The 15,476-nt window shown below is 59.0% G+C and carries 12 protein-coding genes and 1 tRNA gene; 8 read left to right on the top strand and 5 right to left on the bottom strand.

Features of this window, described 5'->3' with window-relative positions; translation table 11 throughout:
• Window positions 1-32: 32 nt before the first annotated feature.
• On the bottom strand, window positions 33-1,466 hold the full coding sequence (locus tag J3352_RS12755; protein WP_097786457.1) for a 6-phospho-beta-glucosidase: 1,434 nt from the start codon (window positions 1,464-1,466) through the stop codon (window positions 33-35).
• Between the two features lie 311 nt (window positions 1,467-1,777).
• Here J3352_RS12755 and J3352_RS12750 point away from each other — a divergent pair, with 311 nt between their 5' ends.
• Complete coding sequence (locus J3352_RS12750; RefSeq protein WP_035393334.1) at window positions 1,778-2,647, top strand: phosphoribosylaminoimidazolesuccinocarboxamide synthase; 870 nt, start codon at window positions 1,778-1,780, stop codon at window positions 2,645-2,647.
• 152 nt (window positions 2,648-2,799) lie between these two features.
• Here J3352_RS12750 and J3352_RS12745 read toward each other — a convergent pair whose 3' ends face one another.
• Both J3352_RS12745 and serC read right to left on the bottom strand, forming a co-directional pair.
• Window positions 2,800-3,960, bottom strand: a complete 1,161-nt coding sequence (locus J3352_RS12745) for a phosphoglycerate dehydrogenase (RefSeq protein WP_156066817.1) — start codon at window positions 3,958-3,960, stop codon at window positions 2,800-2,802.
• 24 nt (window positions 3,961-3,984) lie between these two features.
• The gene (gene serC, locus J3352_RS12740; protein ID WP_035393327.1) at window positions 3,985-5,067 is read right to left on the bottom strand and encodes a 3-phosphoserine/phosphohydroxythreonine transaminase; all 1,083 of its coding nucleotides are present in this window, start codon (window positions 5,065-5,067) and stop codon (window positions 3,985-3,987) included.
• Window positions 5,068-5,382: 315 nt separating this feature from the next.
• Here serC and J3352_RS12735 point away from each other — a divergent pair, with 315 nt between their 5' ends.
• From J3352_RS12735 to J3352_RS12715, 5 genes are all read left to right on the top strand, one after another.
• On the top strand, window positions 5,383-5,805 hold the full coding sequence (locus tag J3352_RS12735) for a BlaI/MecI/CopY family transcriptional regulator (RefSeq protein ID WP_156066815.1): 423 nt from the start codon (window positions 5,383-5,385) through the stop codon (window positions 5,803-5,805).
• 332 nt (window positions 5,806-6,137) lie between these two features.
• Window positions 6,138-7,304 (top strand): 23S rRNA (uracil(1939)-C(5))-methyltransferase RlmD, encoded by a 1,167-nt coding sequence (gene rlmD, locus J3352_RS12730; protein WP_156066813.1) that lies wholly within the window; start codon window positions 6,138-6,140, stop codon window positions 7,302-7,304.
• Between the two features lie 11 nt (window positions 7,305-7,315).
• Complete coding sequence (locus tag J3352_RS12725) at window positions 7,316-8,425, top strand: GGDEF domain-containing protein (RefSeq protein WP_197036542.1); 1,110 nt, start codon at window positions 7,316-7,318, stop codon at window positions 8,423-8,425.
• A 169-nt stretch (window positions 8,426-8,594) separates the two neighbouring features.
• Window positions 8,595-10,334 carry an ABC transporter ATP-binding protein gene (locus tag J3352_RS12720; protein ID WP_304999670.1) on the top strand — a complete coding sequence of 580 codons (1,740 nt, stop codon included), beginning with the start codon at window positions 8,595-8,597 and terminating at the stop codon, window positions 10,332-10,334.
• Window positions 10,331-12,106 carry an ABC transporter ATP-binding protein gene (locus J3352_RS12715; protein WP_156066809.1) on the top strand — a complete coding sequence of 592 codons (1,776 nt, stop codon included), beginning with the start codon at window positions 10,331-10,333 and terminating at the stop codon, window positions 12,104-12,106. Before J3352_RS12720 ends, J3352_RS12715 begins: the two co-directional genes overlap by 4 nt.
• Window positions 12,107-12,149: 43 nt before the next feature.
• On the opposite strand, the gene J3352_RS12710 is transcribed toward J3352_RS12715, so the two are convergent.
• A complete protein-coding gene (locus J3352_RS12710; RefSeq protein WP_156066807.1) occupies window positions 12,150-13,085 on the bottom strand; it encodes an FKBP-type peptidylprolyl isomerase in 936 nt (311 codons plus the stop codon).
• A 15-nt stretch (window positions 13,086-13,100) separates the two neighbouring features.
• On the bottom strand, window positions 13,101-13,475 hold the full coding sequence (locus tag J3352_RS12705; protein ID WP_156066805.1) for a DUF3592 domain-containing protein: 375 nt from the start codon (window positions 13,473-13,475) through the stop codon (window positions 13,101-13,103).
• 220 nt (window positions 13,476-13,695) lie between these two features.
• Here J3352_RS12705 and J3352_RS12700 point away from each other — a divergent pair.
• Window positions 13,696-13,782 (top strand) — tRNA-Leu (locus tag J3352_RS12700).
• A gap of 137 nt (window positions 13,783-13,919) precedes the next feature.
• Complete coding sequence (locus J3352_RS12695) at window positions 13,920-15,308, top strand: sodium:alanine symporter family protein (protein WP_156066803.1); 1,389 nt, start codon at window positions 13,920-13,922, stop codon at window positions 15,306-15,308.
• Window positions 15,309-15,476 lie beyond the last annotated feature (168 nt).

Here is a 15,476-nt window from a genome sequence, read left to right as displayed (position 1 = left end):
CTTGTGCTATGATTCCTTTCCTCACAGTTGGCTCAGGCCAGATCTTCGCCGTCGGAGGCGATGACCTTTTTATACCAGTAGAAGCTGTCCTTCCGGCTGCGGGCCAGCGTGCCCTTGCCCTCGTTGTCCTTGTCCACATAGATGAAGCCGTACCGCTTCTTCATCTCGCCGGTGGAAGCACTGACCAGGTCGATGGGGCCCCAGGTGGTGTAGCCCAGCAGGGGCAGGCCATCCTCGTTGATGGCCTTTTCCATCTGCTCAATGTGGGCCCGCAGGTAGTCGATGCGGTAGGTGTCGTGGATGGAACCATCTGCTTCCACCTTGTCCACCGCACCCAGACCGTTCTCCACGATGAAGAGCGGTTTCTGGTAGCGGTCATACAGGCTGTTCATGGTGATGCGCAGACCCACCGGGTCGATGGCCCAGCCCCAATCGCTGGCCTTGAGGTAGGGGTTCTTGACGGCATCCATGATGGCATTGCCACTGGCCTTGTTCATCAGTTCGGGGTCCACAGTGGCGCAGCGGCTGGAATAGTAGCTGAAGGAGATGAAGTCCACAGTGCCCTCTTTCAGCAGCTGCTCGTCGCCCGGCTCCACCTGCAGGGCAATGCCTGCACGCTCCATCCGTTTTTTGGCCCAGACAGGGTATTCGCCGCGGGACTGGACATCAATGAAGAAGTAGTTGTCGCGGTCAGCCTCGGCAGCGGCCTGCACATCGGCAGGGGCGCAGGTGCGAGGGTAGAACTGACCGGCGGCCAGCATACAGCCCACCATGGCGTCGGGCATGATGGCATGGGCCAGCTTGACGGCCTTTGCGCTGGCCACCAGCTCGTGGTGAGCGGCCTGATATTTGACCTGCTGCACATTCTCGCCGGGCGCAAAGAGCAGACCGGCTCCCATAAAGGGCATGTGGAGCAGCATGTTGATCTCGTTGAAGGTCAGCCAGTACTTGACCTTGCCCCGGAAGCGCTGGAACAGCACCTCACAGTAGTGGGCGTAGGCATCCACCATCCGGCGGTCTTTCCAGCCGCCGTACTTTTTGATCAGGGCAATGGGGGTATCAAAGTGGCACAGGGTCACCAGCGGCTCAATGCCGTACTTGTGGCACTCATCAAAGAGTTCCTCATAGAAGCGCAGGCCCTCTTCGTTGGGCTGCGCGTCATCGCCGTTGGGCAGGATGCGGGTCCAGGCAATGGACAGGCGGTAGCAGCGGAAGCCCATCTCGGCAAAGAGCTTGATGTCCTCCTTGAAGTGGTGGTACATGTCAATGGCTTCGTGGGAGGGGTAGAAGTGCTCGGCATCGCAGTCCAGCATCTTCAGCTGGCCCAGCGCCACGGGGAAGCGGTCGGGGCCAAAGGGTACCACGTCCACACTGGACAGGCCGCGCCCGCCCTCGTTGTAAGCGCCCTCGCACTGGTTGGCGGCAGTGGCACCGCCCCACAAAAAGTCTTTCGGGAATTTACCCATAGGTCTTACCTCCTGATGCAGTTGAATTCTGATACTTCAATGATACCATGTTCTGAGCCGCTGTCAACCGGGAAAGTACGACTTTAGCCGTCAATTCGACGAAAAATGTTGCTGATTTTTGACACTTTTCACGAAGAAATCGAAAATTGCGAGCGATTTTCCTTGGAATCTGTTTCTTCCAAACGGACAGTAAGTGTGATAGACTGAATAGGTAAACGGAAAACGGCTCACCCTGTCCTTCATTGCTTTGCAATGCCGGAGCGGGCGAGGACGTTGATGAAAGAGCTATCAGGAAAAATGGAGTGTTTGCTATGACTGAATTCAAGCCCATCAAGGAAGGCAAAGTCCGCGAGATCTATGACAATGGCGACAGCCTCATTATGGTTGCCACCGATCGTATCTCTGCATTTGATGTGATCCTGAAAAATAAAGTGACCAACAAGGGCAAGGTGCTGACCCAGATGAGCAGGTTCTGGTTCGACTACACCAGGGATGTTCTGCCCAACCACATGCTGAGCGTGGATACCGCCGATATGCCCGAGTTCTTCCGCACGCCTGCCTTTGAGGGCCGGAGCATGAAGTGCCGCAAGCTGACCATGCTGCCCATCGAGTGCATCGTGCGCGGCTACATCACCGGCAGCGGCTGGGCCAGCTACCAGCAGAACGGCACCGTCTGCGGCATCCGCCTGCCCGAGGGCCTGCAGGAATCCCAGCAGCTGCCCGAGCCCATCTACACTCCTTCCACCAAGGCTGAGATCGGCGACCACGATGAGAACATCAGCTACGAAAAGAGCATCGAGGTGCTGGAAAAGCAGTTCCCCGGCCACGGCGAGGACTACGCCACCAAGCTGCGGGACTACACCATTGCCCTGTACAAGAAGTGCGCCGCGTATGCCCTGAGCCGCGGCATCATCATTGCCGACACCAAGTTCGAGTTTGGTCTGGATGAGAACGGCAACGTGGTGCTGGGCGATGAGATGCTCACCCCCGATTCCAGCCGCTTCTGGCCGCTGGAGGGCTATGAGGCCGGCCACGGTCAGCCCTCTTTCGATAAGCAGTTCGTCCGCAACTGGCTCAAGGCCAATCCCGACAGCAACTACGATCTGCCTCAGGATGTCATCGACAAGACCATTGCCAAGTACGAGGAAGCTTATGAGCTCCTGACTGGCAAGAAGCTGTAAACACTCTGATCTTCTTTCTCCCCTCTGCTGTATAACGGCAGGGGGGATTTTTATATCAGCAGACCTGCCTGGAGGGACGGCGGGGTGTTCTACAAAAAAATCCCCCCGCCCATGAACAGATGGGGCGAGGGGAAAGCTAAGGGTTGGCAGTGTTACAGGATGCGCACCCGGATGACAGCAGGGATGGCGGCCAGCTTCTCAGCCAGCCTGCCGTCCACGGCACCGGTCGCATCCAGCATGGTGTAAGCCATGTTCTTTTTGCTCTTGTTCACCATGTTTTCAATGTTCAGGCCCGCTTCGGTGGTCAGGGCGGTGATCTGGCTGATCATGCCGGGCTCGTTCTTGTGGATGATGCAGATGCGCTTGCCGCCTGCACGGGGCTGGTGCACCTCGGGCATGTTCACCGAGTGGGTGATGTTGCCATTCTTGAGGTAATCGCTGATCTCCAGTGCGGCCATTGCGGCACAGTTGTCCTCGGCCTCCGGCGTGGAAGCACCCAGATGCGGGGTGCAGACGATGCCGGGCTTGCCCAGAATGGCCTCAGTGGGGAAGTCGGTCATGTAGCCGGAGACCTTGCCCGTCTCCATGGCCTCCAGCAGAGCTGCGGTGTTCACCAGCTCACCGCGGGCGTAGTTCAGGATCTTCACGCCGTCCTTGCACAGGGCCAGGGTCTGGGTGTTGATGGTATCCTTGGTGGTGGGCAGGTAGGGAACATGGATGGTGATGTAGTCGCACAGAGGGAGCATGTCGTTCAGGTTCACGCAGTGGTGTACCTGGCTGGAAAGGTTCCAGGCGGCATCAATGGAGATGTAGGGGTCGTAGCCGTAGACCTCCATGCCCAGCTCAATGGCGCAGTTGGCCACCCGGGAACCGATGGCACCCAGACCGATGACACCCAGCGTCTTGCCCTTGATCTCGTTGCCCACAAACTTTTTCTTGCCCTTTTCCACGGTCTTGGCCATGGCGGGGTCGCCGGTCAGGCCCTGGCACCACTGGGCGGCGGCGGCCACATTGCGGCTGCCTGCGATCAGCATCCCAATGACCAGCTCAGCCACGGCGTTGGCGTTGGCACCGGGGGTATTGAACACCACGATGCCCTGCTCCGAGCAGCGATCCAGCGGGATGTTATTCACACCGGCACCGGCACGGGCAATGGCCAGCAGGTTGTCGTTGAAGGTGGTGTTCAGCAGGTCGGCGCTGCGCACCAGAATGCCATCGGGGACATCGGTGTCCACCGAAACATCAAACAGATTCTTGTTCAGCTTTGCCAGGCCCACCGGGCTGATGGCGTTCAGGGTCTTGATCGTAAACATACTTTCCTATCTCCTATACACAAATCAGGCATTTGCCTTGCGGAATTTCTCCATGAAGTCCACCAGCTTCTCTACACCTTCGGTGGGCATTGCATTATAAATGGAAGCACGCATACCGCCCACCAGACGGTGGCCCTTCAGGTTGACAAAACCGGCTTCGGCGGCTTCGGCGCAGAACTTCTTGTCCATGTCAGGGTCAGGGCTGGTAAAGGTGACATTCATCGTGCTGCGGTAGCGGTGCTCCACAGGGTTGTGGAAGAACTCCTGACCGTCCAGATAATCGTACAGGATCTTGGCCTTGGCTTCGTTGATCTTCTGCATGTTTTCCAAACCGCCGATGTCGTTTTCCAGATACTTGAGCACCAGGCCGGTCATGTAGATGCACCAGCAAGGGGGCGTGTTGTACATGCTGTCCTTGGCCAGCAGGGTGGTGTAGTTCATCATGGTGGGCACGGTGTCGGCGGCGTGGCCCAGCAGGTCGTCCCGGACAATGGCAATGGCCATGCCGGCGGGGGCTACGTTCTTCTGCACGCCAAAGTAGATGCAGCCATACTTGCTCACGTCCACAGGTTTGGAGAGGATCATCGAGCTCATGTCCGCCACCAGCGGCACACCCTCCACCTGAGGTACCTCAACGTACTGGGTGCCGAAGATGGTGTTGTTCTGGCAGATGTGGATGTAGCTTGCGTCCTTGTCGTAGTCGATGGCGTTGACATCGGGGATGTAGGTGAAGTTCTTGTCCTTGCTGGAAGCAACGATCTTCACCTCGCCGAACTTGGCGGCCTCCTTGGCAGCCAGGTTCGAGAAATTGCCGGTGACCAGATAATCGGCCTTGCCGGTGGTCATAAAGTTCAGGGGCACCATGGCAAACTGCTGGGTGGCACCGCCCTGGAAGAAACCGACCTTGTAGTTGTCAGGGATGTTCATCACCCGGCGCAGGGTGGCTTCGGTTTCAGTGATGATGGCATCGAACCACTTGCTGCGGTGGCTCATCTCCATCACGCTCTGGCCGGAATCGCCGTATTCCAGCAGCTCTGCCTGTGCCTGACGGAGCACCTTTTCCGGTAACATGCTGGGGCCTGCGCTGAAGTTGTATACTCGTGCCATATGGAACTCTCCCTTTCCTATCCGTACCGCCGCTCTCATCTGCGGCAGGTGTGTGCTTGATTTGTCCGTAGTATACCGGTTCCGGGGGTGCAAAAACAAGAGCATCTTTGCACAAAGATGGGACTGCTCTGCCTGCCTTGAACGCACAGAACACACAACTGTCTTTGAATAAAGAACACTTTTTAAGACAAATGTAAAAATATGCTGGTTTTACCGCATGGCTCCTCACTTTTACTGCTTGCCTGTTTGTGCCGGGTGTGGTATAATCGTATTGAAATAAGACAAATGTAAAAGAAAAAATCGGAGGTGAAACCGGTGTACGGACTTTCGGACAGACTGAAACCACTCTCTGCCGCCGAGGAGCAGGTGCTGCTGGCGCTCTGGGACTGCACCGCCCCGGCCACCCGGCGGGATATCAGTGAAAAGCTGACCGCCACTGGCTGGGCTCCGGCTACGGTGCTCAATTTTTTGTACCGTCTGGAGGAAAAGGGCTGGGTCAAGGGCGGCAAGGCGGGGAGCCAGAACACCTATCTGCCCACGGTCACCCGCCGGGCCTATTGCGTTGCGGCCATGCGCCAGCGGATGGATACCCTGTTCGGCGGCAGCCTGCCCGAAGCGGTCCGCGCCCTTGCCAGCGAGAGCGGCGCTTCCCAGAGCCAGCTGGAACAGGCCATCCGGGTGCTGGAGGAGCAGCATCAGGAGGCAGAAGAATATGACCTGTACGATCCCTATGGGTGACGGAAAAACGAAAAAGCTCCCATTACGGGAGCTTTTTCGTTGCATTCGGTCGAAAGATGTGTTAAAATTAAATGCGAAAAGGTACTGCACATAACGGCAGGCGGTTAGCCCACACTTCCGGAAGGAGGTGAGAGCGATGCCTATTACTTTGACGTTCCATATTTTTGGACTGGTATTTACCATCAAGGTGAAAAGCGAAAACCGCCACCCTGCACGGTGACGGTTTTCTAACCAAAACTTAAACCACTAGGGCTAACCGCTTGTCGCAGTGCCTTTTCTATTTGTAGTATAGTGATTTTTTCTTGTTTTGTCAAGAGGCGGAAGGATATACGATGGAGTGCAGATTGAAAGCAAAAAAATGCGGCGGCTGTCCGATGCTGGGGCTGGATTATGCCGAGCAGCTCAAACAAAAAGAAGCCGCTGTCCGTAAGCTGGTGGGGAAATACGGCCCGGTGGCTCCCATCCGGGGCGCGGAAAACCCCTGCCATTACCGCAATAAGGTGATCTCTACCTTTGCAGCGGGCCCCGGCGGGAAACTGGTGTCCGGCATCTATGCGGCAGGCACGCATAAAGTGCTGCCTGTGGAAAGCTGCCTGCTGCAGGACGAAGTGCTGGACACCGTGATGCAGGCGGTGCGGGCGGCGGCCAGCACCTGCCGTTACCAGCCTTACAATGAGGACAAGGGCACCGGCCTGCTCCGCCACTGCCTGCTGCGGCGCGGCGTGGTGTCCGGGCAGGTGATGGTGGTATTGGTGACCGCCCAGCCGGTTCTGCCCGGGGCAAAAAACTTTGTCCGTGCTCTGCTGGCCGAAGCCGAAAAGCGCCATGTCCCCGTGACCACCGTGGTGCAGAACTACAACCCCCGCCGCACCAGCGTGGTGCTGGGCGAAGAGGAAAAGGTGCTCTACGGCAAGGGCTTCATTCTGGATACCCTCTGCGGCAAGACCTATGCCCTGAGCCCCCGGAGTTTCTACCAGATCAACCATGACCAGACCGAGGTGCTGTATGGTCTGGCTGTGGAAGCCGCCCGCCTGACCGGCAAAGAGGTGGTGCTGGATGCCTACTGCGGCATTGGCACCATCGGTCTGACCGCCAGCGGCAGGGTAAAGCAGGTGGTGGGCGTGGAGCTGAACCGGGACGCTGTCCGGGATGCCATCGGCAACGCAAGGCACAACGACGTGAAAAACGCCCGCTTCTTTGCCGCCGATGCCACCCAGTGGATCACAGAAGCGGCGGCCGCCGGGCAGAGAGCAGATGTCATTTTCATGGACCCGCCCCGCGAAGGCTCCACCCCCCAGTTCATCGAGAGCGTGGCCCGCATGGCCCCCAAACGGGTGGTCTATGTCAGCTGCAATCCTGAGACCATGGCCCGTGATCTTGCCCTCCTGACCGCCAAAGGCTACCGCGCCGAGGGCTTTACCCCTGTTGATCTCTTCCCCCAGACCGCCCATTGTGAGGTGGTCGGCGCGCTGACCAGATCACAGAAGTCCAAAGGGTGAAACAAGCCACAATGAATGGATATTTTTATGTATTAACGGCCATTGACCTTTTTGTGCTGAGCTTCATGTGCATCCTCACAAAGCTCAGCGAGTCCCTGAACAAAAAGCAGAAGCAGGGATTTTTCTTTGCCTTTGCGCTGATCGCGGTGATCTCGGTGCTGGAGGTGGTGACACTGGTGGTGGATGGCACCCCGGCGGGCTACCGCTGGCTGAACATCCTGTCCAACTATCTGGGGTTCGGCCTGTCCCCGGGAGTGTGTCTCTGCCTTGTGTATGTCATGGACCGGAAAAAGAGGATGAACCGCTGGTTCAGGGCGGCGGTGTGCTGCGAGGCGTGCTACCTGCTGTTCCTTGCTCTGTCCATCCCCGCCGGGCTGGTGTTCTCCGTCAGCGCCGACAACGTTTATTCCCGCGGGCAATACTTCTATATTTATATCATCATGTACTTTGCGGCCATCGTGTATCTCTCGGTGTCCACCTTCGTCACGGCGCGGGAATTTCAGAACCGCAGCCGGGCGCTGATCTACCCTCTGATGTTCTTTCTGCTCATTGAGACCATCATTCAGGTGACACTGCCGGAGCTTCACGTTACATGGCTGTGCGTTACCCTGTTGTCGGTGCTGTACTTTATCTACTGCAGCGAGATGTGGAACCAATTGGATGCCCTTACCGGGCTGCTGAACCAGAACAGCTATCTGAACCGCACTGCTGAGATGCGCCGCCGCGGTGGGGTGCTGGTGGTGTTCGATGTGGACGATTTCAAGCAGATCAACGACCGCTACGGCCACCTGCAGGGAGATATCTGTCTGGCCGAGATCGGCCGCTGCATCAAAAAAGCCTATGCCCGCAGCGGCTACTGCTACCGCACCGGCGGTGACGAGTTTTGTGTGCTGATGGAAAACGCAGACCGGGAGGCCCAGTGCGCGCAGGAGTTTGTACGCCAGCTGGAACAGCGGCGAAAAGCCGTGGACTTTCTGCCCACGGTGTCCTTTGGTTCAGCTCCCTTTTTGGGGGAGGACGTGCTGGCTGTGAAGAACCGGGCCGACCGGGAGATGTACCGCTACAAAAAGGCCCGGAAGCCCGATGCCGCTCATTGTTCTCCGAATCATTACCTCCTATGAAAAGGGACTGCTGCACTGGGATCTCCCCCTGTGCGGCAGTCCCTTTCCTTGTTCTGGCAGGGCACAGTGCGCAATGGCGTGATTTGAACTGGCTTTTTTGCATTTCCTGTACTATAATAAAGAACTGTGAAGTTTACACCCGCTATCACTGGGAAAGGAGAATCACCCCTTGAATAAAATGCTTACCCACCTGAACGGCTACAAGCGCGAGGCTGTGCTTGCACCGCTGTTCAAGATGCTGGAAGCCACGTTCGACCTGTTTGTGCCGCTGGTCATGGCAGACATCGTCAACGTGGGCATTGCAGCACATGATTTCCACTATATCCTTGTGCGGTGCGGCATCCTGCTGCTGCTGGCCGTTGTGGGCCTTGCCTGCAGCCTGACGGCCCAGTATTTCTCGGCCAAGGCGGCGGTGGGCTATTCCACCTCCCTGCGCCATGCCCTGTTTGAGCACATCCAGAGGCTTGGCTTTACCGAGATGGATACCATGGGCACCAGCACCCTCATCACCCGCATGACCAGTGACATCAATCAGGTGCAGAGCGGTCTGAACCTCTTCCTGCGCCTGTTCCTGCGCAGCCCGTTCGTGGTGGTTGGTGCCATGATCATGGCGTTCACCGTGAATGTGCGGGCCGCCTGGATCTTTGTGGTCGCCATCCCGCTGCTGAGCGTGGTGGTGTTCGGGGTCATGGTCATCACCAACCCGCTGTACAAAACGGCCCAGGCCCGGCTGGACCGTGTGCTGGGCCTGACCCGCGAGAACCTGACCGGTGTGCGCGTGGTCCGCGCCTTTGATAAGGAGCAGAGCGAGATCGACCGCTTTGAGTCGGCCAACGACCTGCTGACCCGGATGCAGCTCCATGTGGGCCACATCTCCTCCCTGATGAGCCCGCTGACCTACGTCATCATCAATCTGGCCATCGTGGCTCTGCTCTATGTGGGCAGCATCGAGATCAATGTGGGCGGCATGGCCTCCGGCGATGTGATCGCGCTGGTGAACTACATGAACCAGATCCTGGTGGAGCTGGTCAAACTGGCAAACCTCATCGTGCAGGTGAGCAAGGCGCTGGCCTGTGCCGGCCGTGTGCAGGCTGTGCTGGACACCGAACCGGGCATGGAGTTCCCCGCGGCCCTTAAGGGCGAGGCACCTGCGGATAAGGCCGGGGATGCTGTGCGGTTCGACCATGTCAGCCTGACCTACGCCGGTGCCGGTGCCCCCAGCCTGACCGATATCAGTTTTACCGCGAAGCGCGGCCAGACCATTGGTGTCATCGGCGGCACGGGCAGCGGCAAATCCAGCCTCATCAACCTGATCCCCCGCTTCTATGATGCCACGGAGGGCACCGTGGAGATCCTGGGCCGTCCGGCGCAGGAGTACCCCCGCGCGGCTCTGCGCGGCAGTGTGGCGGTCGTGATGCAGAAAGCCCAGCTGTTTGGCGGCACCATCCGCTCCAACCTGCTGTGGGGCAACAAGAACGCGGCGGACGCTGATCTGTGGGCCGCACTGGAGACCGCGCAGGCTGCGGATTTTGTCAGGGCAAAGCCCCTTGGGCTGGACGAGCCTGTGGAGCAGGGCGGCCGGAACCTGTCCGGCGGCCAGAAGCAGCGCCTGACCATTGCCCGTGCGCTGGTGGGCAAGCCCGAGATCCTGATCCTGGACGACAGCGCCAGCGCGCTGGACTACGCCACCGATGCGGCCCTGCGCAAGGCGCTGGCCGCTCTGCCCGGTGACCTGACCGTGTTCATCGTGAGCCAGCGTGCCGCCAGTCTGCAGCACGCCGACCAGATCATCGTGCTGGATGACGGCAGGATGGTGGGTCTGGGCAGGCACGCCGATCTGCTGAAGAACTGCCCCGTTTACGAGGAGATCTACGCCAGCCAGTTCAAGAAAGGGGATGCGCAGAAATGAGTGCAAAAGCAAAGAGTAAGCTGACCCCGGAACAGCGCAACGCAACGCTTCGGCGGGTGCTGGAAAAGATCCGCCCTTACGGCTTTTTTGTGGTGTGCAGTCTGATCGTGGCCGCTGTGAGCGTGGCTGCCCAGCTGTATATCCCCATCCTCTGCGGCAGCGCCATTGATATGATGCTGGGCAAGGGGAATGTGGACTTCAACGGTGTTCTGCGCATCGTGGTGGAGATCGTGATCGTGGCCGTGGTGGCTGCATTTGCCCAGTGGCTGCTGAGTGTCTGCAACAACCGCATCACCTTCTCGGTCAGCCGGGACCTGCGCAACGCCGCGCTCCGTAAGATCCAGACCCTGCCGCTCTCTTATCTGGACAGCCACCCCTCCGGCGATATCGTCAGCCGCATGGTCGCCGATGTGGACACCTTTGCGGACGGCCTGCTCATGGGCTTTACCCAGCTGTTCAGCGGCGTGCTGACCATCCTTGGCACCCTGCTGTTCATGCTCGGTGAGAATGTGCCCATCACGCTGGTGGTGGTCTGCATCACCCCGCTGAGTCTGGTGGTGGCAAGCTTCCTTGCCAAGCGCAGCTACAAGTATTTCCAGGGCCAGAGCACCGTGCGCGGCGAGCAGACCGCCCTGGTCAACGAGATGATCGAGGGCCAGAAGGTCGTGCAGGCCTTTGGCCATGAGGCCGAGAGCCTAGCCGCCTTTGACGAGGTGAATGGCCGCCTGCAGAGCGTGAGCCTGAAGGCCATCTTCTTCTCCAGCATGACCAACCCCGCTACCCGCTTTGTGAACAACATCGTTTATGCAGGTGTCGGTCTGGTGGGTGCCGTTTACGCTGTGGCGGGCGGCATCACCATCGGCCAGCTGAGCATCTTCCTGAACTATGCCAACCAGTACACCAAGCCCTTCAACGAGATCTCCGGCGTGGTCACCGAGCTGCAGAACGCACTGGCCTGCGCGGCCCGTGTGTTCGAGCTGCTGGATGCCGAGGACCAGGTGCCCGAGGCGGAGAACGCCAAGGTGCTGGAGACCGACGGCCATGTGGAGCTGAAGGACGTTTCCTTCCGCTACCTGCCGGACCGCCCCCTCATCGAGGGCCTGAATCTGGATGTGAAGCCCGGCCAGCGCATCGCCATCGTCGGCCCCACCGGCTGCGGCAAGACCACCCTCATCAACCTGCTCATGCGGTTCTACGATGTCAACGGCGGCTCCATTGAGGTGGCCGGAAACGATATCCGCAGCCTGACCCGCGCCTCCCTGCGCGGAAGCTACGGCATGGTGCTGCAGGAGACCTGGCTGCGTGCCGGTACCGTGCGGGAGAACATTGCCTACGGCAAGCCCGATGCCACTGAGGAAGAGATCGTTGCCGCCGCCAAAGCGGCCCACGCCGACAGCTTCATCCGCCGTCTGCCCAAGGGTTACGATACTGTCATTGCTGAGGACGGCGGCAACATCAGTCAGGGTCAGAAGCAGCTGCTCTGCATCGCCCGCGTGATGCTCTGCCTGCCCCCCATGCTGATTTTGGACGAGGCGACCTCCTCCATCGACACCCGCACCGAGGTGCGCATCCAGGCTGCCTTTGCCCGGATGATGCAGGGCCGCACCAGCTTTATCGTGGCCCACCGCCTGTCCACCATCCGTGAGGCCGATGTCATCCTTGTGATGAAGGATGGCCACATCGTGGAGCAGGGCGACCACGACACCCTGCTGGCGCAGGGCGGCTTCTATGCCAAGCTCTATAACAGCCAGTTCGAGGGCGTGGAGACCTGAAAAAACCAAAATGGGAGATGTCGGTAGCGGCATCTCCCATTTTTTATGCGATGGTTTCCAGCACCGGTTCCTCCGGCGGGGGAAGCAGGGTGGAGTGGGCTTCCACGAACTCTGCCGCCCGCTGGCTGGCGATGCCCTGCCGCACCTTGCGGAAATCGTTGGCAGGGAAGGTGCGCTCACCCTTCCAGTGTGCCAGTGCGGCCTCCACCTCGGCATCGGTGGGCCAGAGGTGTTCCCGCTCGGCCACCATCAGAAGGCCCAGACTGCCCCGCAGCTTCTGCTCTGCCTGTGCGTGGAGCTCAATGCGGAACTGTTCCACGGTCTGGCCCCGCACCTTGAGGTACTGGTCAAAGTTGACGTTATTGGCCTGCAGCCGCAGGTTGAAGTTCCGCTGTTCGGCAAAATAGTTGCCGGAGACCAGGTCCTTGGGCAGGGTGCCCTTGACACAGCCGCCCAGCTGGAAGATAAGCTCCCGGCGGGCCAGTGTCTTGGCCTGCGCACAGCGCTGGGCATAGAGCTCCCGTGCAACCTGCTGGCGCAGGGCCGTTTTGCCTGCGGCATCGGCGGCGCGGTCTTCATCGCCGTGCCGGGTGTTCACTTCCAGTTCAATGCTCACCTGCCGGATGGGCCGGGGCTGGATGGGCTGGGTGAAGCCGGTGTAACGTTCCAGCTCCAGCGGCGGCAGGCAGTAGAACTCTGCTCCCGCCCGGAAGCCTTCGGCCCGGTTGACGGCCAGCAGCTCAAAATCCGGATCGGTTACGGGCACCAGATGCTCTTTTTCCACAAGCTCCTGATATAATGTGGAAAAACCGGTCAGGATAGCCCGGTTCACGGCGGCAGTCAGCAGGTCCTCTTCCGTCTGCGGCGGGTTCTCTGCGGCCTGCTCGGCCTGAATGGCCGCTTCCAGCTCTTCGGCGCTGGCGGAGAATACCACCCGGCAGTCCCCGGGCTGGGGCATTCCGATATGTTCCAATACCATTGCGGTGACCTCCTCTCAGCGGCTAAAGCTGACCATCAGTGCCAGCAGCACAACGGCCAGACAGAAATAGAGAACCTCGGCCCCCAGAACGGAGCGGTCGCCCTCCACATACATCTTTTCGGGATCTTCGGGGTCGTAGTACAGCGTGACCGTTTCCCCGCTGGCAAAGCCCTTGCCCTTGGCGGCTTTGGGGTAGTGCAGGCGGTGGCTGCCGCCCTCGGTCTCGAACTCAAGCAGATAAGCCGCGCCGTCCCGGCTCTGAACGGTGCCTGCCACCCGGGCCTCCACACGCTGGCCCTTCTGCTGTAAGCGGCGGCGCTGCAGCACACTGCGCAGGCCCATGTAGAACATGATGCCCGCGCCGATGATGAAGATCAGAACATTGAACATTCGGTTTCCCTCATTCCGTCATTACTCGCCCGGCGGCATACAGGCCGGACGGTCAGCTTTTATTGTACCATATTCCGGCCCAAATGCCCCTGTACGGAGTGCCCGAAATTTAGAGCATTTTTTTGTCGAACAATTTTGAAAATAGTGCTTGACTTTTCTTGTGGCTGTGGTATAATAACTAACGTTCCGAGCCGAGCGGCCCGCGAACAAAACAGAATATGCGGATATGGCGGAATTGGCAGACGCGTTAGATTCAGGTTCTAATCGGGGCAACTCGGTGGAGGTTCAAGTCCTCTTATCCGCACCAAACAATGAAAATCCGAACCTTTTCTCGATAGGAGAAGGGTTCGGATTTTTTATTTTCCTTGCGCTGGGATTTTCTGATTTACAAACCTGAAGTGCTGTATTATAATAAAGTAATCACACAACAGGAGGCTCCTCAGAATGTCCCATTTGATCGAAACGGTATACAACCTGCTCTGGGGTGATTTGTTCACCCTGCCGGTGGGCGGCGGCATCGGCATTTCGCTGATGGCGGTGCTGCTGCTCACGGCGGGCGTGTTGTTCACCCTGCGCACCCGGCTGCTGCCCGTGCGGCTGTTCCGGGATATGATCGCCGCTGTCTGCGAAAAGAACCAGAGCAGGGACAGCCTTTCCTCTTTTCAGACGCTCATCGTCTCCACGGCCACCCGGGTAGGCATGGGCAATCTGGTGGGCGTGGTGGCGGCAGTGTCTGCCGGTGGTGCCGGTGCGGTGTTCTGGATGTGGGTCACGGCCCTGCTGGGGGCCTCTACCTCCTTTGTGGAATCCACACTGGCCCAGAAGTACCGGCAGCCCGACCCGCTCTATGGCGGTCAGCGCGGCGGCCCAGCTTACTACATCCATGTGCTGGCCGAGCGCAAGCGGGGCAAAAAGCTGCATCATTCCATCATCGCGGTGTTGTTTGCCATTTCGGGCCTCATCTGCTGGTGCGGCATCAGCCAGGTCATCAGCAACTCGGTCAGCTCTGCCTTTGCCAATGCGTTCTCCATCCCGCCCATCGTGACCACGGTGGTGCTGGTGGTGCTCTCGGCGGTCATTGTCCTGCGCAAGGATGCCACCGTGAAAAGCCTGGATGTTATCGTGCCGATCATGGCGGTCTGCTATTTCGTGATGACGGTCATCATCATTGCGGTAAATTTCCGTCAGCTGCCCGCTGTGCTGGGCCGCATCTTCTCGGAAGCCTTCGGCCTGCGGCAGGTGGCCGCGGGCGGCTTTGGCGCGGTGCTGATGAACGGTGTCAAGCGCGGCCTGTTCTCCAATGAAGCAGGCAGCGGTTCGGCCCCCTGTGCGGCAGCGGCTGCCTCCTGCGATGATCCTGTGAAGATGGGCTTTGTGCAGGCACTGGGTGTCCTGATCGACACGGTGGTCATCTGCAGCTGCACTGCCTTTATGATGCTGCTGGCTCCCGCAAATGTCACCACTGGGCTGACCGGCATGGACCTGCTGCAGGCAGCGGCGCAGTACCATCTGGGCAGCTTTGGCGTGGTGTTCATTGCCGTCACGCTGGCGCTGTTCAGCTTCTCCACCTTCATCGGCATCCTGTTCTATGCCCGCTCCAATGTGGCGTACCTCTTTGGCGACCGCTGGGGCTGGCAGACAGCCTATAAAGTGCTGGCCCTTGTCATGCTGATGGTGGGCGGCCTGGAAGCCTATACCGTGGTGTGGGACCTGGGCGACGTGGGCATCGGCCTGATGACCATATTCAACCTCATTGCCCTATACCCCATGTCCGGCGAAGCCATTGCCGCTTTGCGGGATTACGAGCGCCGGAAACATCTGACCCAAAACTGATCCTGCCGACAGCTTCCGCAGAAAAGCTGCAAAAATCCGAAAAAAGTAGTTGACAAATCGCCCGCAGTCTGATAAAATAAACAAGTCGTCCGGCAATGGACGTGAACAGAATTTGGGCGTGTTCCCGAGTGGCCAATGGGGACAGACTGTAAATCTGCTGCTTTTCAG

It is taken from the genome of Faecalibacterium sp. Marseille-Q4164 (genome assembly GCF_017377545.1).
Lineage (GTDB): Bacteria > Bacillota > Clostridia > Oscillospirales > Ruminococcaceae > Faecalibacterium > Faecalibacterium duncaniae.
This window is presented reverse-complemented; position numbering and strand designations above follow the sequence as displayed.

Bases quoted from the DNA above. Each gene is read 5' to 3' on its own strand.
- J3352_RS12745 (WP_156066817.1), bottom strand. From the start codon at position 3,960: ATGTTTACGATCAAGACCCTGAACGCCATCAGCCCGGTGGGCCTGGCA.
- J3352_RS12715 (WP_156066809.1), top strand. From the start codon at position 10,331: ATGAGTGCAAAAGCAAAGAGTAAGCTGACCCCGGAACAGCGCAACGCA.
- serC (WP_035393327.1), bottom strand. From the start codon at position 5,067: ATGGCACGAGTATACAACTTCAGCGCAGGCCCCAGCATGTTACCGGAA.
- J3352_RS12755 (WP_097786457.1), bottom strand. From the start codon at position 1,466: ATGGGTAAATTCCCGAAAGACTTTTTGTGGGGCGGTGCCACTGCCGCC.
- J3352_RS12695 (WP_156066803.1), top strand. From the start codon at position 13,920: ATGTCCCATTTGATCGAAACGGTATACAACCTGCTCTGGGGTGATTTG.
- J3352_RS12705 (WP_156066805.1), bottom strand. From the start codon at position 13,475: ATGTTCAATGTTCTGATCTTCATCATCGGCGCGGGCATCATGTTCTAC.
- rlmD (WP_156066813.1), top strand. From the start codon at position 6,138: ATGGAGTGCAGATTGAAAGCAAAAAAATGCGGCGGCTGTCCGATGCTG.
- J3352_RS12710 (WP_156066807.1), bottom strand. From the start codon at position 13,085: ATGGTATTGGAACATATCGGAATGCCCCAGCCCGGGGACTGCCGGGTG.
- J3352_RS12750 (WP_035393334.1), top strand. From the start codon at position 1,778: ATGACTGAATTCAAGCCCATCAAGGAAGGCAAAGTCCGCGAGATCTAT.
- J3352_RS12725 (WP_197036542.1), top strand. From the start codon at position 7,316: ATGAATGGATATTTTTATGTATTAACGGCCATTGACCTTTTTGTGCTG.